17 protein-coding genes and 1 riboswitch are annotated in these 19,276 nt (G+C 67.5%); of the genes, 8 read left to right on the top strand and 9 right to left on the bottom strand.

Annotated elements, in window-relative coordinates:
• The first annotated feature begins 340 nt into the window (after window positions 1-340).
• Window positions 341-1,105, top strand: coding sequence for a hypothetical protein (locus tag AC07X4_RS11340; RefSeq protein WP_494740114.1), 765 nt, complete (start codon window positions 341-343; stop codon window positions 1,103-1,105).
• Between the two features lie 57 nt (window positions 1,106-1,162).
• Here AC07X4_RS11340 and AC07X4_RS11345 read toward each other — a convergent pair whose 3' ends face one another.
• Both AC07X4_RS11345 and AC07X4_RS11350 read right to left on the bottom strand, forming a co-directional pair.
• Window positions 1,163-2,074 (bottom strand): PPK2 family polyphosphate kinase, encoded by a 912-nt coding sequence (locus AC07X4_RS11345; protein ID WP_494740115.1) that lies wholly within the window; start codon window positions 2,072-2,074, stop codon window positions 1,163-1,165.
• A gap of 121 nt (window positions 2,075-2,195) precedes the next feature.
• A complete protein-coding gene (locus tag AC07X4_RS11350; RefSeq protein WP_494740116.1) occupies window positions 2,196-3,221 on the bottom strand; it encodes a GlxA family transcriptional regulator in 1,026 nt (341 codons plus the stop codon).
• A 98-nt stretch (window positions 3,222-3,319) separates the two neighbouring features.
• Here AC07X4_RS11350 and AC07X4_RS11355 point away from each other — a divergent pair, with 98 nt between their 5' ends.
• Window positions 3,320-4,156 carry an MBL fold metallo-hydrolase gene (locus AC07X4_RS11355; RefSeq protein ID WP_494740117.1) on the top strand — a complete coding sequence of 279 codons (837 nt, stop codon included), beginning with the start codon at window positions 3,320-3,322 and terminating at the stop codon, window positions 4,154-4,156.
• A 33-nt stretch (window positions 4,157-4,189) separates the two neighbouring features.
• Here the strand turns inward: AC07X4_RS11355 and AC07X4_RS11360 are convergent, their stop codons facing one another.
• Complete coding sequence (locus AC07X4_RS11360) at window positions 4,190-5,131, bottom strand: LysR family transcriptional regulator (RefSeq protein WP_099731568.1); 942 nt, start codon at window positions 5,129-5,131, stop codon at window positions 4,190-4,192.
• 74 nt (window positions 5,132-5,205) lie between these two features.
• On the opposite strand from AC07X4_RS11360, the gene AC07X4_RS11365 reads away from it, so the two are divergent.
• The 3 genes from AC07X4_RS11365 to metH all read left to right on the top strand — a co-directional run bounded on the left by AC07X4_RS11365 (window position 5,206) and on the right by metH (window position 9,419).
• The gene (locus AC07X4_RS11365; RefSeq protein WP_199737442.1) at window positions 5,206-5,658 is read left to right on the top strand and encodes a PACE efflux transporter; all 453 of its coding nucleotides are present in this window, start codon (window positions 5,206-5,208) and stop codon (window positions 5,656-5,658) included.
• 91 nt (window positions 5,659-5,749) lie between these two features.
• A complete protein-coding gene (locus tag AC07X4_RS11370) occupies window positions 5,750-6,505 on the top strand; it encodes a hypothetical protein (RefSeq protein ID WP_494740118.1) in 756 nt (251 codons plus the stop codon).
• Between the two features lie 41 nt (window positions 6,506-6,546).
• Window positions 6,547-6,645: riboswitch (S-adenosyl-L-homocysteine riboswitch) on the top strand.
• A gap of 20 nt (window positions 6,646-6,665) precedes the next feature.
• A complete protein-coding gene (gene metH, locus AC07X4_RS11375; protein ID WP_494740119.1) occupies window positions 6,666-9,419 on the top strand; it encodes a methionine synthase in 2,754 nt (917 codons plus the stop codon).
• A gap of 75 nt (window positions 9,420-9,494) precedes the next feature.
• On the opposite strand, the gene AC07X4_RS11380 is transcribed toward metH, so the two are convergent.
• Window positions 9,495-9,896 carry a RidA family protein gene (locus AC07X4_RS11380; RefSeq protein WP_056057135.1) on the bottom strand — a complete coding sequence of 134 codons (402 nt, stop codon included), beginning with the start codon at window positions 9,894-9,896 and terminating at the stop codon, window positions 9,495-9,497.
• A 158-nt stretch (window positions 9,897-10,054) separates the two neighbouring features.
• Between AC07X4_RS11380 and AC07X4_RS11385 the strand changes: the two genes are divergently transcribed.
• Window positions 10,055-10,978 (top strand): LysR family transcriptional regulator, encoded by a 924-nt coding sequence (locus tag AC07X4_RS11385; RefSeq protein ID WP_494740120.1) that lies wholly within the window; start codon window positions 10,055-10,057, stop codon window positions 10,976-10,978.
• Between the two features lie 103 nt (window positions 10,979-11,081).
• On the opposite strand, the gene AC07X4_RS11390 is transcribed toward AC07X4_RS11385, so the two are convergent.
• The 5 genes from AC07X4_RS11390 to AC07X4_RS11410 all read right to left on the bottom strand — a co-directional run bounded on the left by AC07X4_RS11390 (window position 11,082) and on the right by AC07X4_RS11410 (window position 16,862).
• Entirely contained in the window at window positions 11,082-11,561 is a 480-nt protein-coding gene (locus AC07X4_RS11390) for a VOC family protein (protein ID WP_494740121.1), read from the bottom strand.
• 683 nt (window positions 11,562-12,244) lie between these two features.
• On the bottom strand, window positions 12,245-12,787 hold the full coding sequence (locus AC07X4_RS11395) for a shikimate kinase (RefSeq protein ID WP_494740122.1): 543 nt from the start codon (window positions 12,785-12,787) through the stop codon (window positions 12,245-12,247).
• A 198-nt stretch (window positions 12,788-12,985) separates the two neighbouring features.
• Window positions 12,986-14,146, bottom strand: a complete 1,161-nt coding sequence (locus tag AC07X4_RS11400; RefSeq protein WP_494740123.1) for a serine hydrolase domain-containing protein — start codon at window positions 14,144-14,146, stop codon at window positions 12,986-12,988.
• Window positions 14,147-14,251: 105 nt separating this feature from the next.
• The gene (locus tag AC07X4_RS11405) at window positions 14,252-15,943 is read right to left on the bottom strand and encodes a long-chain fatty acid--CoA ligase (protein ID WP_494740124.1); all 1,692 of its coding nucleotides are present in this window, start codon (window positions 15,941-15,943) and stop codon (window positions 14,252-14,254) included.
• A gap of 145 nt (window positions 15,944-16,088) precedes the next feature.
• Entirely contained in the window at window positions 16,089-16,862 is a 774-nt protein-coding gene (locus AC07X4_RS11410) for an SDR family oxidoreductase (protein WP_494740125.1), read from the bottom strand.
• Window positions 16,863-17,189: 327 nt separating this feature from the next.
• Here AC07X4_RS11410 and AC07X4_RS11415 point away from each other — a divergent pair, with 327 nt between their 5' ends.
• Window positions 17,190-18,164 carry a YihY/virulence factor BrkB family protein gene (locus tag AC07X4_RS11415; RefSeq protein ID WP_109790948.1) on the top strand — a complete coding sequence of 325 codons (975 nt, stop codon included), beginning with the start codon at window positions 17,190-17,192 and terminating at the stop codon, window positions 18,162-18,164.
• Window positions 18,165-18,479: 315 nt separating this feature from the next.
• Complete coding sequence (locus AC07X4_RS11420; RefSeq protein WP_056057725.1) at window positions 18,480-19,271, top strand: outer membrane lipoprotein; 792 nt, start codon at window positions 18,480-18,482, stop codon at window positions 19,269-19,271.
• The last annotated feature ends 5 nt before the right edge of the window (window positions 19,272-19,276 follow it).

The following is a 19,276-nucleotide window of genomic DNA, read 5'->3' on the forward strand; positions in this document are numbered from 1 at the left end:
GGATTGTGCGGCGGGGGCGCCGACGGGGTTTGACATGGTGAATTTCCTTGTGGGATCAGTTCAGACTGCGAAGCTTATGCCTCGGCCCGGGCACTGTCCAAGGCCGGTGTGTTTGTGGGTTATGCATTTGATGCATAGTTCGGCGTAACCCCATCCCATGCTGCAGTGCGGCAATCTACCGGCGGGGTAGCGGCCCGTGGGCCCGGACCTTGCCGGGCGGCCCGTTGCGCCTAGACTCGGCCAGCCCGGCGCAGAACCAGGCGCTGCACCGGGCACACACCGGACGCACACCGGACGCACACCGGACCGCCGGGACCATGAAAAAAGAGAGGGAAATCCCATGAGCGTGACCTACACCGCCTGCCCGCAGTGCCAGGCGCCCAACCACCCTACGGCGCGTTGGTGCGTGAAGTGCGCCCACCCCCTGGCGGCAGAGGCCAACCTCGCCACCCCCGCTGCCCCGGCGCCGATGGAGTTTGTGTTCGATGACGACGAGCACCCTGCTGCGGGCCCGGCGCGCCAGCGACCGGCCATGGCCTACGCAGGCGCCGCAGTGGCCCTGCTGGTGGTTGCGGGCGCCGCGGCCTGGTACCTGCTGGGTCAGCCCGATGCCGTGCCGCCCCCGCAGCACGGCGCGGACGTCGCAGCCCCCGCCGCAGTGCCCGGCACCGCGGGCACTGCGGAGTCTGCACCTGCCCGCCCCGAGCCGGTGGAGGAAATCATTGAATCCGAACGCGCACGCCCGGCAGCCGCTGCGTCCGCACCAGACAGTACCGCTGCTGCTGCACCGTCGTCTGCATCTGCGGCATCTGCGGCCTCTGCGCCGCCTTTCACGCCTGTCACCGCGCCCCGCGTGGCCGATGCGGCATCGCTGCCTGCCACCGGCAAGCCACGCACGGTGGCACCGGCCGACAATGCACCGTGGACGCCGCCCGCAGCGCCCGCGCCGTCGCCCGGCGACAGCCTGGCCCGCTTGCGCGGTGCGCTGGCCCAGTGTGCGGCCATGAGCAACGAGCTGTCGCGCGCAAGCTGCCTCACCCGCACACGGCAGAACTTCTGCGGCGACGCCTGGGGCCGCATCCCCGAATGCCCGCCGGGCCAGTGATGGCATGCGCAGCCTGTCTTTGCGCCGCCCGCTGCCGTGCCCGCAGCGGTGCGGGCCCTATTCGATGCGGATCTTCTGCAGCGCCGGGTCGCCCGGCGGGTAGCGCAGGTCCAGGCCGGTGAGCACTTCGCGCACCAGCGTGGCGATCATCAGGTTGCGGTGTGTCTTGGAGTTGGCAGGCACGATGGTCCACGGCGCCCAGGGCGTGTGCGTGGCGGCCAGCAGCATTTCGTAGGCCTTCTGGTACTGGCTCCACTGCTTGCGTGCCTCGATGTCGCTCATCGAGAACTTCCAGTGCTTGGCCGGGTCGTCCAGGCGCTCCTGCAGGCGTTCACGCTGCTCGTCAGCGCTGATGTGCAGCATGAACTTGAGCACGATGGTGCCGGTGTGCGTGAGCATGCGCTCGAAGTCGTTGATGTGGCCAAAGCGCTGGTGGTGCTGCTCGGGGGTGATCCATCCGTTCACGGCGGGCACCAGCACGTCCTCGTAGTGGCTGCGGTTGAACACCGTGATCTCGCCCGCGCCGGGCACCTTCTGGTGGATGCGCCACAGGTAGTCGTGGGCACGTTCGGCCTCGGTGGGGGCGCTCCAGCCCACGGCGTGCACGCCCAGCGCGCTCATGCGGCCAAACACGCCCCGGATGGTGCCGTCCTTGCCGGCCGTGTCCGTGCCCTGCAGGATCACCAGCAGCTTGTAGCGCTTGTCGGCGTAGAACAGGTTCTGCAGCGTGTCCAGCTCCTGCGCAATCGACTCGGTGGCGGCCTTGTCCTTGAGCTTGTCGCCCAGCGAAAACGGCTTGGCCGACGGATCAAAGTCCTTGAGCGCCACCGTGCGGCGGTGTTTTCCGGCCTTGCGCCGCTCGGGCTGGCCGTCGGGCCGCTTGTCATCGTCATGCTGCGGCGCGTCCGGCTGCCATTGCGACCAGCGCTGGGCCACGTCTTTGTTGCTGCTGTGAAACGGGTGGTTCATGCGGGCTCCTCGATGGGCCATCGTACGTCAGCGGCGCGGGCGCAGTAACCTCTTCTTTCAAAATTCAGACGCTACCAAAATCATAGCTATTGGCGCATGATTCACTAGCGCTTGAGGGCTGTTAGGCTTGAAACTGGCCGCAGGAGCCGCTCAGCGCGCCCCATGCGCCATGTGCCATGCGGTAGGCCAGCGGCGTCTGCCCCGTGGCCTGGCGGAACGTGCGGTGCAGCCCGGCCTCGCTGGCAAAGCCCAGGTCTTCGGCAATGCGCTTGAGCGGCAGCGGCGTGTCGCACAGCGCCTCGCTGGCCTGGCGCAGCTTGATGCGGCGCATCCACAAGGCCGCCGTCAGGCCCGTGTGGGCCTGCACCCGCCGCGCGAGCGTGCGGGGCGAGAGGCCCAGCGCCTGGGCCAGCGCAGGCAGTCGCAGATCGGTGGCGGGGCTGCGCTGCACCCACAGCATGGCGCGGCGCAGGTCGGCGTCGGCCAGCGTCATCAGGTCATGCCCGGCAAATGCGGGGTGCGCCGTGCGGGGGCGGGGCAGCATCAGCAGCTCCTGCAGGTCGGTCAATGCCTGGGGCGGCAGGCGGGCGGACAGCGCGTGCAGCATCAGCGGCAGATAGCCGTTGGCCCCGGCGGCCGTGGTGGCAATGGGGCCGGCCACCAGCGGCTCGTCAAAGCGCCAGTCCACCGGCGCAAACTGCTGCTCCAGCGCCGCACGCAACCACCAGGTGGCTGTGGCGCCCTGGCCGCGCAGCCGCCCGCTGGCAGCCGCCAGCACCACGCCCGCGCAGTAGCTCCACAGCTGGGTGCGCCGGGGTAGCGCGCGCAAGGCCTGTACCACCGGGGCCAGCTGCTGCAGCGGCCCCTGCAGCTGGTCGGGCGACGAGAGCCACAGGCCCGGCACCAGCACCACATCGGCCTCGGCATGCTGCAGCGCCACGGTGGGGGCCAGCGCGGGGCCTTGCCAGGTGGGCACCGGCAGCAGGTCCACCCCCACCCAGCACATGTCCATCAAGCTGGCCTGCGCGCGCAGGTTGGCGGCGCGTGCCATGTCCGCCGCAGCAAACAGGCCGGCGGGCATGCAGCCCGGGTAGAGCAGCAGCGCCACGCGCAAAGGCGGCTGGGGTGCAGAGGACGGAGAAACCATGGGTGGCACAAAAGCGCAAGAAATTGTCAATCTGCGCCATTTTCAGGGGAGGCCTGCTTTTCAACAATGGCAACACCCCTTCCCACTGAAAGCCCCCCATGCTCATCACCCAACTACGCAACGCCACCGTTCTGCTCGAGTTTCAGCACGCGGGCCGCCCGGTCGGCCTGCTGGTGGACCCCATGCTCGCGCCCCGGGGCAGCCTGCCCGCGCTGCGCTACCTGGGCACCCGGCGCCAGCGCAACCCCCTGGTGGATTTGCCCGCCGAGGCCGACACGGCGCTGCAGCGCGTGACCCACACGCTCATCACCCATTGCCAGCGTGGGCACTTTGACCACCTGGACCGCGCGGGCAAGCAGTTTTTGCGGGAGCGCCAGATTCCCGTCCTGTGCATGCCGCACGACGCCGCCTACCTGGCGCAGCGCGGCCTGCAGGTGCTTCCGCTGGCGGGCGAGGGCCGCCAGCCCTTTGCGCTGGGCGGGCAGGTCACGCCCGTGGCTTGCACCCACGGCCGGGGCTGGGTGGCGCGCTTCATGGAGCACGGTCACGGCTACCTGCTGGAGCTGCCGGGCGAGCCCAGCGTGTACTTGGCGGGCGACACGGTGCTGACGCCCCCGGTGCGCGACTGCCTGCAGCACCTGCGGCCCGGTGTGGCCGTGCTGCCTGCCGGTGGCGCCCGGTTCGACCTGGGCGCAGACATCCTGATGGGCGCCGCCGAGGTCGCACAGGCTGCCGCGCTGACGACCGGCGCGGTGGTGGTCAACCACCTGGAGGCCCTGGACCATTGCCCCACCACCCGCGCCCAGGTGCGCGCCCTGGCGCAGCGCGGCGGGTGGGCGCACCGCCTGTGGGTGCCCGAGGACGGCGAGTGCCGTGAATACCCCGGACCCATTGTCCAAAAAAATGCTATGAATTTGATAGCTGTTACGGCATGATCGACTAGCGCTACCGCCCAAAAGGGCCATAAATCACGCCAGCTCGGTCTCCAGCGCCCGCTGGTCCCGCATCAGCGCCACAAACCGAGCAGCGCCCAGGCCCAGGGGCCGCTCCTTGGACCACACCACGTCCACCCACAGCGCGGTGCCGTTGCTCAGGTTCTCGAACGGCATTTCCACCAGCCGCCCTGCCTCGATGCGCGACTGCACCAGCGCGCGCGGCTGCCAGCCCCAGCCCAGGCCGGCTTCGATGAGGCCCAGCGCGGCCAGGTGGTTGTCGGTGCGCCAGTGGTGGCGGGCAAACACAAAGCGCGGGTCGGTCTGTGCCAGGTCGCGGCTGGCCACCACGATCTGGCGCGTGGTGGTCAGGTGCTCTTCGCGCAGCATGGCGTCTTCTGATGGTGCGCCGCGCGCTTGGGCGGCGGCGCGGGCGGCCACCAGCACCGGGTGCTGCGGCGCCATCACCGCTACCAGGGTTTCTGTGCCCACTTCCTGAAAGCCCTCGCGCCCGTCGATGCTGGGCCGCTCGAACACCAGCGCCAGCTGCGCGCGGCCGCTGTGCAGCAGCGCCAGCGCATCCACCTGCGGCGCGGCCAGCACCTCGATCTGCAGCAGCGGGTGTTCTTGCGCCAGTGCCGCCAGCGCCTCCGTCCAGCGCGAGGCCAGCAGCTCGGGCGCAATGGCCAGCGTGAGCCGCTCCTCCAGCCCCTGGGTGAGCGCCAGCGCCTGGGCGTTGAGCTGCTGCAGCTGTCCCGCCAGCAGCCGGGCCTGGGGCTCCAGCGCGCGGGCGGCGGCGGTGGGCCGGGGCTCGCGCCCGCTGCGGTCAAACAGCTGCACATCCAACTCGGCCTCCAGGTGCGCAATGGTCATGCTCACGGCCGACGGCACACGCGACAAGGCCCGCGCGGCGGCCGAGAACGAGCCGTGGTCGAGCACGGTCAGAAACACCTGCACGCTGTCAGAGTTGAAGGCCATGGTGGTTTTATCTATCAGTAAAACTGAAATAAGCTGACTTTATATGTCAGTGTGGCGAATATAAAGTACTGGCCATGGACAAGACTCCCACTCTTTTTGGCCTGCAAGGCGTCAAGCGCCGCGTGATCTACGTGACCCTGTACGAGCTGATCGCCATTGGCGCCGCCACGGTGGGCCTGGCGCTGCTCACGGGCCAGGGCGCGGGGCATTCGAGCGTGGTGGCGGTGGCAGCCTCGGTGATCGCCATCGTCTGGAACATCGTCTTCAACTGGGCGTTCGAGCGCTGGGAGGCACGCCAGCCCGTGCGCGGGCGCAGCGTGGCGCGGCGCGTGGCGCACGCCATCGGGTTTGAGGGCGGCCTGGTGTTCACGCTGGTGCCGCTGTTTGCCTGGTGGTTTGGCGTGAGCCTGTGGCACGCGTTCGTGATGGACCTGGGGCTCATCGTGTTCTTCCTTTGCTACACCTTTGTCTTCAACTGGGTGTTTGACCACCTGTTCGGCCTGCCCGCATCGGCCATGGCAGCGTAGTAACAACAGCCTCGAGCGCGCTTCTTCAAACAATGTCAACCGCCGTTCGCCGGCGGGCTGGGGCGCTAAGCCGCCACCCATAATCGGCCCCATGCGAGGGCCGTTTTTATTGCTGCTGCGGGGGTTGCGGGGTCGGTGGGCCGGCGTGGCGGCCTGCTGCGTGCTGGCAGGCTGTGCCAGCAACGCCCCCACCCCGCGCGGCGAGGTGAAGGGTGCACCCACCCATGCCGCCGAACTGGCCCAGTCCGATGCCAACCGCATGGCCACCCTGGCCATGCAGGAGAACCTGGACGGCCTGCTGCGCCTGGCCGACAAGCTCTACCGCCGCAACCCTGCCGAATGGCGCAAGGGCGCTGCCACCAGCCGCGAACAGGCGCTGGAGCAGCTGCGCACCGCCGTGCTGCAGCGCCAGCCCTGGGCCCCACTGCAGGGCCGCCGCGACATCGCCGCCATGGCGCTGGCCCTGGCACCCGAATTTGCGGGCGACCGCGTGGCGGCCTTCATTCACGCCACGGCCGACATGGTCATCACGGCCCACGGCGGCAAGACCGAGTTCTTCTTGCTCGACGGCGTGGACGCCCAGCACCTCTACAACGCCGCGCGCAACGTCGAGACCGCCGTGTGGCTGCTGGCGCAGCGCCGCAACGCCCAGGGCCAGCCGCTGCTGCTGGCCGACGAGATCGGCCAGCTGGGCCGCAACCTGAGCTTTGAGCGCGAGTTCGGCAAGATCATCGCGCGGCTGGACCTGCTGGCCGCGTTCACCACCGAAAAGTACCGCCGCGCCGCCATCAGTTACGTGCAAGGCATTGTGGGCGGCACCTTTTTGCAATTCCTGCCTGTGCGCTGATGCGGCGAACGCCAGCCGGTATCACCCGGTAAAATCCGCATCTGCCCAAGGAGCGTTGCAGCGGCCTCTCACACGACGGGGCCGTCAGGCTTGGGTACCCAAAAGCTATTCAAGCCCCACCGCAACGACGCTCACCTGTTTTTCTGCTGCCCCTGCACAGGTGAGTCCTATGTCCGCGTCTGCCCCGTCCCTGCCCCCCATGAAGCTGTCCGGCCTGGAGCCCGTCTCCATCGGCGAGGGCACGCTGTTCGTCAACATCGGCGAGCGCACCAACGTCACCGGCTCCAAGGCGTTTGCGCGCATGATCCTCAACGGCCAGTACGAAGAGGCCCTGGCCGTGGCGCGCCAGCAGGTGGAAAACGGCGCCCAGGTCATCGACATCAACATGGACGAGGCCATGCTCGACAGCAAGGCCGCCATGGTGCGCTTCCTGCAGCTGATCGCCTCCGAGCCTGACATCGCGCGCGTGCCCATCATGGTGGACTCCTCCAAGTGGGAGGTGATCGAAGCCGGTCTGCGCTGCATCCAGGGCAAGGGCATCGTCAACTCCATCAGCATGAAAGAGGGCGTGGAGAAGTTCAAGCACGAGGCGCGGCTGGTCAAGCGCTATGGCGCTGCGGCCGTGGTGATGGCGTTTGACGAAGTGGGCCAGGCCGACACCTACGCGCGCAAGATCGAGATCTGCGAACGTGCCTACCGCGTGCTGGTCGATGAGGTGGGCTTTCCGCCCGAGGACATCATCTTCGACCCCAACATCTTTGCGGTGGCCACCGGTATCGAGGAGCACAACAACTACGCGGTCGACTTCATCGAGGCCGTGCGCTGGATCAAGCAGAACCTGCCGGGCGCCAAGGTGTCGGGCGGTGTGTCGAATGTGTCGTTCAGCTTCCGCGGCAACGACCCGGTGCGCGAGGCCATCCACACGGTGTTCCTGTACCACGCCATACAGGCGGGCATGGACATGGGCATCGTCAACGCGGGCATGGTGGGCGTGTACGACGACCTGGAGCCCGTGCTGCGTGAGCGTGTGGAAGACGTGGTGCTCAACCGCCGCCCCGACGCGGGTGAGCGCCTGGTGGAGATCGCCGAAACCGCCAAGAGCGGCGCCAAGGACGAGAGCAAGAAGCTCGAATGGCGCGGAACGCCCGAGCACCCCAAGACCGTGGGCGAGCGCCTGTCGCACGCGCTGGTGCATGGCATCACCGACTTCATCACCGAAGACACTGAAGAGGCCTACCGCGCCATCCTGGCCAAGGGTGGGCGCCCGCTGCACGTGATCGAAGGCCCGCTCATGGACGGCATGAACGTGGTGGGCGATCTGTTCGGCGCGGGCAAGATGTTCCTGCCCCAGGTGGTGAAAAGCGCGCGCGTGATGAAGCAGGCCGTGGCCCACCTGATCCCCTACATCGAAGAAGAAAAGCGCCAGGACGAACTGGCCGGGCGCGATGTGCGCAGCAAGGGCAAGATCATCATCGCCACCGTGAAAGGCGATGTGCACGATATCGGCAAGAACATCGTCACCGTGGTCCTGCAGTGCAACAACTTTGAGGTGGTGAACATGGGCGTGATGGTGCCCTGCCACGAGATTTTGGCGCGCGCCAAGGTCGAGGGGGCCGACATCGTGGGCCTGTCGGGCCTGATCACCCCCAGCCTCGAAGAGATGCAGTACGTGGCCGGCGAGATGCAGAAGGACGACCACTTCCGCATCAAGAAGATCCCGCTGCTCATCGGTGGCGCCACCACCAGCCGCGTGCACACCGCCGTCAAGATCGCTCCGCATTACGAAGGCCCTGTGGTCTACGTGCCCGATGCGTCCCGCAGCGTGAGCGTGGCGCAAAGCCTGCTGGGCGACGGCGTGCAGAGCTACGTGGATGAGCTGAACGCCGACTACGACAAGGTGCGCACCCAGCACGCCAACAAAAAGGCCACTCCCCTGTGGCCCTTGGCCAAGATCCGCGCCAACAAGACGCCCGTGGACTGGTCGGCCTACCAACCCGCTGTGCCCCGCGCGCTGGGCCGCCGCGTGTTCAAGAACTTCGACCTGGGCGAGCTGGCCAAGTACATCGACTGGGGCCCGTTCTTCCAGACCTGGGACCTGGCCGGCCCGTACCCCGCCATCCTCACCGACGAGATCGTGGGCGTGGAAGCCACGCGCGTGTTTGCCGATGGGCAGGCCATGCTCAAGAAGATCATCGAAGGCCGGTGGCTCACGGCCAGCGGCGTGATGGCCCTGCTGCCCGCCAACAGCGTGAACGATGACGACATCGAGTTCTATACCGACGACACCCGCACCGAAGTGGCCATGACCTGGTACGGCCTGCGCCAGCAGGCCGAGAAACATACCATCGACGGCGTGACTCGCCCCAGCCGCTGCCTGGCCGACTTTGTGGCGCCCAAGGAAAGCGGCATTGCCGACTACGCCGGTATGTTTGCCGTGACGGCGGGCCTGGGCATCGAGAAGAAGGAAAAGGCCTTCATCGACGCGCTGGACGACTACTCCGCCATCATGTTCAAGAGCCTGGCCGACCGCTTGGCCGAAGCCTTTGCCGAAGCTCTGCACCACCGCGTGCGCACCGACCTGTGGGGCTACGCTGCCGGTGAAGCGCTGAGTAACGACGACATGATTGCCGAGAAGTACCAGGGCATCCGCCCCGCGCCCGGCTACCCCGCCTGCCCCGACCACAGCGCCAAGACCGACCTGTTCCGCGTGCTGCAGGCTGGCGAGATCGGCATGTCGCTCACCGAAAGCCTGGCCATGATGCCCGCCGCCAGCGTGAGCGGCTTCTACATCGGCCACCCCGACAGCGTGTACTTCAACGTCGGCAAGATTGGCGAAGACCAACTGCACGATATGGCCCAGCGCCGGGGCATGGACGAGAAGGTGCTGGAGCGGCTGCTGGCGCCGAACCTGTGATGCTATGAATTGAATAGCTTCCGGCGCTTGTTCGGTAATCGCTGGAAGCCTGTTTGATTCAAGTGTTCCGGCCCATCAGCCCTTGTATCCAGGCAGCTTCGCGATCACCTTGATCTCGAACTGGAACCCGTACAGCCAGGTCACCCCGATGCCGGTGAGCGTGGGGTAGGGCGCCTCCCCCCAGAACTCGGGCACGACGCCCCAGACGGTCTCGAAGTTCGCCTCCGGGTTGACCACGAACATCGTCACGTCCACCACGTCATCAAACGTGCAGCCTGCAGCGTGCAGCACGGCGTTGAGGTTGCTGAACGCCAGGCGCACCTGCGCGGCCAGGTCGGGCTCGGGCGAGCCGTCCTCGCGGCTGCCCACCTGGCCCGAGACAAACAAGAAGCCGTTGGCGCGCACGGCGGGCGAATAGCGGTTGCGCTCGTACAGCGCCTGGCGGCCTGCGGGGAAGACAACATCACGGTGGGGCATGGGATTCCTTTCGTTCTGCAGGGCATATGGTTGCGATGCAGCCACTGTAAGAGCGCGCGTTGTTTCGATAAACCGGCTAATCTGCGCACCACTGTTCCTGATCGCCAAACAATGGCGGGCTTGCCGTCCCTTCTGCATGCCTCAACTACCTGTACGCCATGGACCGTTTTGACGCCCTGCAGGCCTTTGCCCGCGTTGTGGAATCCGGCAGCTTCACCAAGGCTGCCCTCACCCTGCACCTGAGCCGCACCACCGTCACGCAGCTGGTGCAGCAGCTCGAAGCGCGCCTGCGCGTGAAGCTCCTGCACCGCACCACCCGGCGCGTGCAGGTCACGCCCGATGGTGCTGCCTACTATGAGCGCGTGGTGCGCCTGCTGGCCGACCTGGACGATGCCGATGCCAGCGTTTCCAGCGCCGCCGCCGCGCCCCGGGGCCGCCTGCGGGTGGACGTGCCCAGCCCCCTTGCGCGCCTGGTCCTCATCCCCGCGCTGCCCGCGTTCCACGCGCAGTACCCCGACATCCTTATCCACATGGGCGTGAGCGACCGCACGGTGGACATGGTGGGCGACAACGTGGACTGCGTGGTGCGCGGTGGCGCCCTCACCAACCCGGCGCTCGTCGCACGCCATGTGGGCGATCTGCAATTGCGCGTGTACGCCGCCCCCAGCTACCTGCTGCGCGCGGGCACGCCCGAGCACCCGCAGGCGCTGGAAGGCCCGCACCACCGCACCGTGGGTTTTCTGTGGGCGCGCACCGGCCAGCCTCTGCCTTTCGAGATGCGCCGCGGCACCGAACATGTGCGCGCCCAAGGCCACGATATCTGCGCTGTGGACGACGGCAACGCCTACCTGGCCGCAGGCCTGGCGGGCCTGGGCGTGCTCTGGCTGCCCGACTACATGGCCCGCCCTCACGTGGCGGCTGGCGAGCTGGTGCCCCTGCTGCAGGACTGGACGCTGGAGCCGATGCCGCTGTACGTGGCCTACCCACCCCAGCGGCATGTGAGCGCCAAAGTGCGGGTGTTTATCGAATGGGTGGCGGGGTTGATGGCGCTGCATGCGCCGGTGATGGGGCGCAGCAGATAAAGCGCTATTGAATAAATAGCTAAAAAAGATTGCTGAACAGGCTCAAGACAGGGTTTTGAGTCAAAAATTCACCACACAAAGTGAAAAATCTGCGGCACCGCCATCACCCACGCCACGCCGCCTCAATTGCCGCCACATCAATCTTGCGCATGGCCATCATCGCGTCAAAGGCCCGCTTGGCAGCCGCGCGGTCCGGATCGTTGATGGCCTGCGTCAGCACCCGTGGCGTAATTTGCCACGACAGCCCCCACCGGTCCTTGCACCAGCCGCAGGCGCTCTCCTGCCCGCCGTTCCCCACAATCGCGTTCCACAGCCGGTCGGTTTCAGCCTGATCGTCCGTCGCGATCTGGAACGAAAACGCCTCGCTGTGCGTGAAGGCCGGGCCGCCATTCAGCCCCAGGCACGGGATGCCCAGCACCGTGAACTCGACCGTCAGTACGTCACCCTGCTGGCCTGCGGGGTAGTCGCCGGGCGCATGCATCACCCGCCCCACGGCGCTGTCGGGAAAGGTGGCTGCGTAGAACGTCGCCGCCTCCAGCGCCGTGCCGTTGAACCAGAGGCAGAGGGTGGTTTTGGGGGACATGGGGTGCTCCTGTTGGGAACCGCAGGATGATCGGGCTGAGCGGGATGGAGCCGAGATTTTGGCAGTTTGTGCGGTGTCGAATAGCTCTTTGAGATTGGGCTGGAATGGGCCCAGAGCCGACTAAGCGTCAACCTCCAGTTGTCCAAGTAGACGACAGCGGCAGCGCTTCAGGGTGGGTTCGCAAATACCTATAGGCTTGCTCTTGAGACACGCCTACTAAGAGCGTGGCAGAGGAATCCCAGCAAACAACCTCAAAGCACGCGCCGGGAAGCTGCGGACGGACGTCCGGCGACCTCCAAAAGGCGGGGTTTCCGTCAGCACTCGGCGCCTTTTCCACGGCAACACGTACTCCGGGTGGGAATGCGCTGAACACCCCCCACATAAACTGCGTTGGCTCTCCAAGCAAGGCCTTCGCAAGATCTTCACCCGTCACCCAGAGATTTCCTTTGTTGAGGACTGGGAACGGCGCACTAGTCTCCACGTCGCTCACATACCAATCGTATGCCCGCGGGTCCACTCCCATAGCCGAGAAGGTCGCGCCCACGTCTGTGAACCACGGAATTCGCCTAGAGTTTTCGAGAATGAGGTTCATGCGCGATGTCCGCTCCTGGCCGTTGTCTGCCGTTGGTTGTCTGAACCGATAGGTCTTTAACCGTGCTTGGAGCCGCGCATTGTCTTGCCCTTCAGCGCGACCCCGTCCCACCCGCGCTCTCCGCCATCTCCAGCTGCATCATCACCATGTTGACCAGCGTGTGCACCGAAGGCCGCCCGGTCTCGATCACGTAGTGGGCGGTCTCGCGGTACAGGTGGTCGCGCTGGGCGTAGAGGTCGCGCAGCTTGTCCATGGGGTTACCGCCTTGCAGCAGGGGGCGGGTCTTGTCGTGTTTGACGCGCTTGAAGATTTCTTCGGGCGAGGCGCGCAGGTACAGCACGTTGCCGAACTGGCGCAGCACCTCGCGGTTCTCGGGGCGCAGCACGGCGCCGCCGCCGGTGGAGAGGACCATGCCGCCGGGCTGCTGGGCCACGTCGGCCAGCACCTGGGATTCGATGTCACGGAAGCGGGCCTCACCCTCGGCCTCGAAGAAGCTGCGAATGGTGGAGCCCAGGGTCTGCTCCAGCCGGTGGTCCAGGTCGATGAAGGGCACACCCGCCCGGTGGGCCAGTTGCCGGCCAACGGTGGATTTGCCCGAGCCGGGCATGCCGACCAGTGCGCAGCGAATCTGCATAGGTTCAAAAAAGAGGTCTGGGGGAGGGCCAGCGTACTGCGGATGGGGCTGTGTTGCGTGCCGTAACTGGACGCTGAGTGTAAGCCTGCCCCTCTGGCGCCGGGCGTAGAGCGTAGCCTTTGCAACTGGCGCCGCCCCCCCCGCCCGCGCGCAGCGCGCGAGCGGGGGGAAGCGGCAAAGCCGCTCAGGGGGGGCTAATCACAGTGCCGCATACACCAGCGCCGGGTACAGCTCGCACAGATACCGCAGCTGGCCGGGCGCCTGCGTGAGCAGGATGGCGAACAGGTCTTCCGCGGGGTCCACAAAAAAGAAGGTGCCGCCCAGGCCGCTCCAGCTGTAGTGCCCGGCCGATCCGGGGCGGGTGGCCTGCCCCGCGGCGGTGCGCACGGCCACGCCCAGGCCAAAACCGTAGCCGGTGGGCAGGATGTCGCCCGCCACGGGCAGGCGGCCCAGGTGGTCGGCGGTCATGTAGTCCACTGTGGCGCGGCCCAGCAGGCGAATAGGGGCGCCAAGGCCATCGGGCCCGGGGGCCGTGCCCCGGCCCAGCATGAGCTGCAAGAAGCGCGCGTAGTCGCTGGCGGTGGAGACCAGCCCGCCACCGGCCGACTCGAACACGGGCGGCGCGGTCACGTCGATCAGCGGCATGCCGATGCCGGTCTGCGGGTCGCGCTCAAAGGCTTCGGCCAGGCGGTGCTGCTGCGCGGCCGGCACTGAGAAGCCGGTGTCGTGCATGCCCAGCGGGCCGAACACGCGGCGCTGCAGGATGGCGCCCAGGCTTTCGCCCTCGATCACCTCCAGCACCGCGCCCAGCACGTCGGTGGCGCGGCTGTATTCCCAGCGGGTGCCGGGCTGGTGGACCAGCGGTAAGGGGCCCAGTGCCGCGACCAGATCCGCATTGCTGTGGCGGCGCGAGCCGACGCGGGCGGCGCGGTAGGCGTCGGGCACGGTGCCCGCCTCCCACGCGTAGCTCAGGCCGGCGGTGTGGCGCAGCAGGTCGTGCACCGTGGCCTCGCGCTGCACGGGGGCGGTGGTGCCGGTGGCTTCGTCGTAAACGCGCTGGCCGGCAAACGCGGGCAGGTAGTGCGACACGGGGTGCGAGAGCAGCAGGCGGCCTTCTTCCATGAGCATCATCGCCACCAGCGAGGCGATGGGTTTGGTCATGGAATAGATGCGGAACACCGTGTCGGGCGCCATCGCGGGCACCGCCGACTCGGCGCTGGGCGGGCGCTGGTGGCCCACGGCCGTGTGCAGCACGGTGTGGCCCTGGTGGTGGATGAGGGCCACGGCACCGGGCAGCAGACCCTGGTCCACATGGGTTTGCAGCACGGAGCGCAGGCGGGCGAGGGCAGAGGGGTTCATGGCGGCTGGAGGAGGGTTTTGAGGCAATCTGGGCCGGTAGCGCTAGTGGATATTGCACTGAAAGCTATCAAAAAGAGAGCGCATGGGGTAGGACGTTAATGGGGCTCAGGACGCCGTGCCAGCGGCACGGCTGCGTTCTTGCTCCTGCAGCTCGCGCCACTGCACCTTGCCAGTGCCGGACTTGGGCAGGCTGTCCACCAGCTGCACGATGCGCGGGCTTTTGTAGGCGGCCATGTGTTCGTGGCTCCAGTCGATGATGGACTGCTCGCTCACCTGGCCCTTGAAGGCGTCGCGCAGCACGACCAGGGCCTTCACCGTCTCGCCCCGGCGCTCGTCGTGCGCGGCGATCACGCACACCTCCTGGATCGCAGGGTGGGCGTACATCATGGCCTCGACCTCGGCGGGCCAGACCTTGAAGCCCGACGCATTGATCATGCGCTTGAGCCGGTCCACCATGAAGAAGTAGCCGTCCTCGTCCACCTGCGCCAGGTCACCCGTGCGCAGAAAACGCTTGTCGTCCAGTGTCACGAAGCTGTCGGCCGTGGCCCGCGGGTTGTTCCAGTAGCCCAGCATGACCTGAGGGCCGTGCACCACGATCTCGCCAATCTCGCCCGGAGGCAGTTCGGCGAACGTGGCCGGGTCTACCACGCGCGCATCCACGTCGAACACCGGAATGCCCAGGCACTGCGGCTTGGGGCGGTGGGGCGGGTTGATGTGGGTGGCGGCCATGGTTTCAGACATGCCGTAGCCCTCCACATAGTCGAGCCCGGTCAGGTCCTTCAGCTGCTGCGCCACGGCCTTGGGCATGGCCGCGCCGCCGCCGCGCATGGCCTGGATGCTGCTGATGTCGTAGTCGGCGATGCGCGGGTTGGCCAGAAAGTCCACCACCATGGTCGAGATGGCCTGCCAGATCGTGACCCGGTAGCGCTGGATGAGCTGGGCGGCCGCGTCACGGTCCCAGCGCGGCAGCACGACCACGGTGGCGCCCACAAACAGCGGTCCGTTCATGCTGCCCGACAGGCCGGTGACGTGGAACAGCGGCAGCACCGCGAGGTAGGTCGAATCCTGCGTGCGCGCAAACCACTGCACGCCGCCCACCAGCGTGCTCATCGCGCTGCGGTGCGTGTGCATGCAGCCCTTGGGGTGGCCGGTGGTGCCCGAGGTGTAGGGCATCACGCACAGGTCGTCCGGCCCGGTGGTGATGGGGCCCGGGGTGCGCTGCTGCGCCAGCATGTCGCTCCACAGCGTGACGCCGGGCGCATCAATGGCCTGGCGCGGAGCGCTGACGAACGCGGGCACGGGCAGGTCGGTGGGCACCTGCAGGTAGTCGCTGTAGGCGGCCACGATGAGGTGCTTCAGCTTGCCTTCGCAGCCAGCAGCATCCACCAGCGGCTGGGCCTGCCCATGCAGGTCCTGCGGCACAAAGGCCACGGTGGCGCCGCTGTCGTGCACGTAGTGGCGCAGCTCGTCGGTGCGGTTCATGGGGTTCACCGGCACCACCACCGCGTTGGCGCGCAGGATGCCGTAGAACGCCAGGATCCACTGCGGGCTGTTCTGCATGTACAGCAGCACCCGGTCGCCCGCCTTCACGCCACACACCTGCTGCAAGAAGCCCGCAATGTGCTCCGCCTGTTGCTGGAACTGCCGGAAGGTCACCAGCGTGTCGTAGAACACCAGAAAAGGCTTGTCCGGGTAGCGCGCGGCCGACACCTCGGCGTTGTGGAACAGATGCGTCTGCGGCAGCGTGAGGTGGCGCGACAGGCCGGGCGGCCAATGGGCGAGGTGGCGGTCGGACATGGTGACGGAACTCTGGGTTGGTTCGTGCAGGGTACAGGCCGGGCAAAACAGGGCTCAACTCAGGCGAGGGACGGCCAGCAAGGGCCGCCCCGCAGCAAAGGCCGTCGTCCCCCTGAGGGGGAAGGCGCCCAGCGCCTCAGGGGGCTCAGATCAAACTGGCACCACCGTCCACCACGATGCTTTCACCCGTGATGTGCCGCGAGGCATTGGACGCCAAGAACACCACCGCGCCCTTGAGGTCCTCTTCGCCGCCAATGCGGCGCAGGGGCGTGCGCTCGATCACCGCAGGGCCCAGCTTTTCGATCAGGCCGCTGGCCATCTTGCTGGGGAAGAAGCCGGGGCAGATCGCATTGACGCGAACGCCGTAGTGCCCCCATTCGGACGCCAGCGTGCGCGCAAAGTGCAGCGCGGCGGCTTTGGAGGTGTTGTAGGCAATGGTGTTCATGCCCGGGGGCGTGCCCTTGAGCGCGGCCACCGAGGCCGTGACGATGATCGAGCCCTTGCCGCGCGGGATCATGCAGCGCTTGCCCACTTCGCGCGACAGGAAGAACGGCGCGCTCACGTTCAAGTCCATCACCTTGTGCCAGGCGGCGTCGGGGTAGTCCTCGGCCTTGGCGCCCCAGGTGGCGCCCGCGTTGTTGACCAGGATGTCAATGGTGCCAAAGCGCTCGACCACCTGGTCCACCAGGCCGGGGATGTCCTCGGTCTTTTGGAGGTCGTTCACCACGGTCAGCACCTCGTAGCCCTGCGCCTCCAGGTGCTTCTTGGCCTCGGCCAGCTCATCGGCCTTGCGCGCGGTGATGGCGAGTTTGGCGCCCATTTCGCCCAGGGCCTCGGCCATCTGCAGGCCCAGGCCGCGCGAGCCGCCGGTGACCAGGGCGACCTGGCCGGTGAGATCGAAGAGTTGCTTGACGCTCATGGAAAAAACGCTTTCGTGCAGAGAGGGGTGAGTTGAGTGAATGCCAAGACCAGCCCGGCGGCTTGTGGCCCGCAGGCTGGGTGAGGAGGTGCGGCTGGGGCGGCGGTGGCCGCTGTGTCAATGGCGGTCGAGTCAACCGACAGCGCCCCATGCTAGCCCTGCCCAGGCACCGTGTAAAACCGGTGCTGTCACCTTTGAAACTCTGTGCGATGCATCCGGCACGGTGCGTGTGGGACAGCGCCTACCCCGCCTCGCGGCTGCGGCGGATGGATGGGGCCGCCGCCAGGCCTTACGCTCGCGGGGATGACCGCGCCCCCTCCGTCCTTGATGGCGACTTCGCTTGCCCGCATCGCCCAGCCCCTGTTGCCCCTGTGGCGCCTGGTGCAGCCGTTCTGGCGCGCCGCGCAGATGTGGCTGGACGCCGATGGGCTGCGCATGAGTGCGGCCATGTCGTTCTACGGCATGCTGAGCCTGGCGCCCCTGCTGCTGTTGCTGGTGGGCGTGCTGGGCTGGTGGGTGGACCGCAGCTACCTGGAGAGCAGCCTGGTCGCCCAGGTGCAGTCGGTGATGGGCCAGCAGGTGGCCGATGTGGTGCGCCAGGCCATGGCCAGCGCCCAGGCCCCGTCCGAGGGGCGACTGGCATCGGCCATCGGGTTTGTGGTGCTGGTCTCGGGCGCCACCGGCGTGTTTGTGGAGTTGCAGTCGGCGCTGGAGCGGCTGTGGCGCCGGGATGGCTACACACCTCCCCAGCGGGCCGCGTGGTGGCGCATGGCGTCGCTGCGGCTGCGGGGGCTGGCTTATGTGCTGGCGCTGGGCTTTTTGCTCATGGTGTCGCTGGCGCTGTCCACGCTGATCCACCTGTTGGCGGGCTGGGCGGGAGAGCGGCTGACCGTGGCACACCTGCCCACCTTGGCGCCCCTGGCACCGTTGCTGCAGGTCGTCAACGAAGCCATTGCCTTCGGGTTTGCGGTGGCCCTGTTTGTGGGGCTCATGCGCATCGGCGCGGGCCCCAAGCCGTCGCTGCGCTACCTGGTGATGGGCGCCGTGGTGGGGGCCACACTGTTCACGGTGGGCAAGCAGCTGCTGGCGTGGTACCTGTCCACAGCAGCCGTGGTGTCGGCCTATGGTGCGGCGGGTTCGCTGGTGGTGCTGCTCATGTGGATCTATTTTTCATCGGCCATCCTGCTGTTTTCTGCCAGCTGTGCGCAGGCGCTGGAGCAGGCCTTGCACCCCGGGCCACGCCGACCGGTGGGCTGGGCCCGGTGGACGGCTGCGGCCCGCGCGCGGGTGCAGGAGCTGTAAATGTTGGCAACAGCGCACAACAAGCCGGGGCCAGCGCGGCGCCCGGATCGTTCGGGCCGCTGCGATGGTGCCCGTTGCGCTGCCGGGCCGTGCGGGCAGGGCCCATATGCGGGGCCTGGCGTCGCAAGTGCTGGCCAAGGTGGTTTACCGCTGCTTACTGCCGCTTACAAACCGGCCACACCGCAGCGCCCCCCGCTGTGTACCTTTGCACCATCCAGGCCGTTGAAACACCACGGCTCCATTCCGTAGCGGACATGCAGCGCACATCTACCTGCCACCCCTGTGGATTTCTCCGACATGAACAAGGACATGACCATGAACCTGACAGTTTCTTCTCCTGCCTCGCCCGTACCCGCTGCAGCCCCCGCCGGACCGGCTCTGAAATGGATGTGGGCGGCCATTGGCGCGCTGGGCGTGAGCGTGCTGGCCTTGGGTGCCACCCTGGTGATGCAAAACCGCACGCCCTCGGCAGCCGATGCGACAGCCCCCGCCGCCCTGGCGGCGGCCCCCCGCACGCCCGAATCCGAGATCATTGAAGAAAAACGGGCCCAAGCGCCGGTTGTACCTGCCCAGAATGCTATGAATAACGGAGCAAACTACCGTCCGCAGACCGGCGGCAGCGCAGGCCGGTCCGGTGACATGGCGGGTGGCATGGCCCCCGGGGGCGCTGCCCAGCCCGTGCGTGCTGCAGCCCCTGTGTGCCGCAGCTGCGGCCGTGTCGAATCGGTGCAGGCGGTTCAACAAGCTGCCCCCGCCACGGGCGTGGGCGCCGTGGCCGGCGGTGTGCTGGGCGCCGTGGTGGGCAACCAGATCGGCAAGGGCAGCGGCCGCACCGCTGCCACCGTGCTAGGTGCCGTGGGCGGTGGTTATGTGGGCCACAAGGTCGAAGAGCGCACCCGCACCCACACGGTGTACCAGGTGGCGGTGCGCATGGAAGACGGCTCGCTGCGCCACTTCCAGCGCGCTGAACCCACTGCTGTGGGCACGCCCGTGGTGCTGCAGGGCAAGGGCTTCCGCGTGGACCAGGGCGGCTCGGCCCGGGCGGCAGACCCCTATGCGCAGCCACAGCCCCAGCCAGGTGCGGTGCGGGTGTCGGACACCTACTGAGCCCG

The sequence above is a fragment of the Acidovorax sp. GW460-11-11-14-LB4 genome, assembly GCF_059423685.1.

What these genes read in the sequence shown, in the direction of transcription:
- AC07X4_RS11350 (WP_494740116.1), bottom strand. Translation starts at nt 3,221, where the DNA reads ATGGTTTCTCCGTCCTCTGCACCCCAGCCGCCTTTGCGCGTGGCGCTG.
- AC07X4_RS11380 (WP_056057135.1), bottom strand. Translation starts at nt 9,896, where the DNA reads ATGCCCCACCGTGATGTTGTCTTCCCCGCAGGCCGCCAGGCGCTGTAC.
- AC07X4_RS11360 (WP_099731568.1), bottom strand. Translation starts at nt 5,131, where the DNA reads ATGGCCTTCAACTCTGACAGCGTGCAGGTGTTTCTGACCGTGCTCGAC.
- AC07X4_RS11345 (WP_494740115.1), bottom strand. Translation starts at nt 2,074, where the DNA reads ATGAACCACCCGTTTCACAGCAGCAACAAAGACGTGGCCCAGCGCTGG.
- AC07X4_RS11370 (WP_494740118.1), top strand. Translation starts at nt 5,750, where the DNA reads ATGCGAGGGCCGTTTTTATTGCTGCTGCGGGGGTTGCGGGGTCGGTGG.
- AC07X4_RS11420 (WP_056057725.1), top strand. Translation starts at nt 18,480, where the DNA reads ATGAACCTGACAGTTTCTTCTCCTGCCTCGCCCGTACCCGCTGCAGCC.
- AC07X4_RS11340 (WP_494740114.1), top strand. Translation starts at nt 341, where the DNA reads ATGAGCGTGACCTACACCGCCTGCCCGCAGTGCCAGGCGCCCAACCAC.
- AC07X4_RS11405 (WP_494740124.1), bottom strand. Translation starts at nt 15,943, where the DNA reads ATGTCCGACCGCCACCTCGCCCATTGGCCGCCCGGCCTGTCGCGCCAC.
- AC07X4_RS11385 (WP_494740120.1), top strand. Translation starts at nt 10,055, where the DNA reads ATGGACCGTTTTGACGCCCTGCAGGCCTTTGCCCGCGTTGTGGAATCC.
- AC07X4_RS11365 (WP_199737442.1), top strand. Translation starts at nt 5,206, where the DNA reads ATGGACAAGACTCCCACTCTTTTTGGCCTGCAAGGCGTCAAGCGCCGC.
- AC07X4_RS11390 (WP_494740121.1), bottom strand. Translation starts at nt 11,561, where the DNA reads ATGTCCCCCAAAACCACCCTCTGCCTCTGGTTCAACGGCACGGCGCTG.
- AC07X4_RS11415 (WP_109790948.1), top strand. Translation starts at nt 17,190, where the DNA reads ATGGCGACTTCGCTTGCCCGCATCGCCCAGCCCCTGTTGCCCCTGTGG.
- AC07X4_RS11355 (WP_494740117.1), top strand. Translation starts at nt 3,320, where the DNA reads ATGCTCATCACCCAACTACGCAACGCCACCGTTCTGCTCGAGTTTCAG.
- AC07X4_RS11410 (WP_494740125.1), bottom strand. Translation starts at nt 16,862, where the DNA reads ATGAGCGTCAAGCAACTCTTCGATCTCACCGGCCAGGTCGCCCTGGTC.
- AC07X4_RS11395 (WP_494740122.1), bottom strand. Translation starts at nt 12,787, where the DNA reads ATGCAGATTCGCTGCGCACTGGTCGGCATGCCCGGCTCGGGCAAATCC.
- AC07X4_RS11400 (WP_494740123.1), bottom strand. Translation starts at nt 14,146, where the DNA reads ATGAACCCCTCTGCCCTCGCCCGCCTGCGCTCCGTGCTGCAAACCCAT.